1 protein-coding gene is annotated in these 516 nt (G+C 59.1%); it reads right to left on the bottom strand.

Annotated features, from left to right (window positions below; all coding sequences use genetic code 11):
- Window positions 1–516, bottom strand: a 516-nt coding sequence (locus tag HP499_RS24825) for a CpaF family protein (RefSeq protein WP_172326649.1), incomplete at both ends; no start/stop codon positions are given.

Below are 516 nucleotides of genomic sequence, written 5' to 3'. Positions count from 1 at the left end.
GGGTCTCCAGGCGAGCGATCGCATCGCGGGGAGAATTGGCATGCACCGTGGACAGAGAACCGTCATGGCCGGTGTTCATGGCCTGCAGCATGTCCAATGACTCACCCCCGCGCACCTCGCCTACGATAATTCGGTCAGGCCTCATGCGGAGTGAGTTTCGAACGAGATCGCGGATGGAGATGGCACCCTTGCCCTCGATATTGGGGGGACGGCTTTCCAAACGCACCACATGGTGTTGCTGTAGCTGAAGTTCTACCGCATCTTCAATGGTGACGATACGGTCAGAGGCGGGAATGAAGGAGGACAACACGTTAAGGAGGGTGGTCTTGCCTGTGCCGGTTCCGCCCGACACGATGACGTTGAGCCGTGCCCGGACGCAAGCGCTCAGCAACTCCGCCATCTCCTGGGTCATGGACCCCCACTCGATCAGGTTGGCCACAGTGAGGGGAACATGGCTGAATTTCCTGATGGTCAGCGAGGGGCCGTTGACTGCCAGGGGAGGAATAATCGCATTGA

The sequence above is a fragment of the Paenarthrobacter sp. CM16 genome, assembly GCF_013179505.1.
Classification (GTDB): domain Bacteria; phylum Actinomycetota; class Actinomycetes; order Actinomycetales; family Micrococcaceae; genus Arthrobacter.
This window is presented reverse-complemented; position numbering and strand designations above follow the sequence as displayed.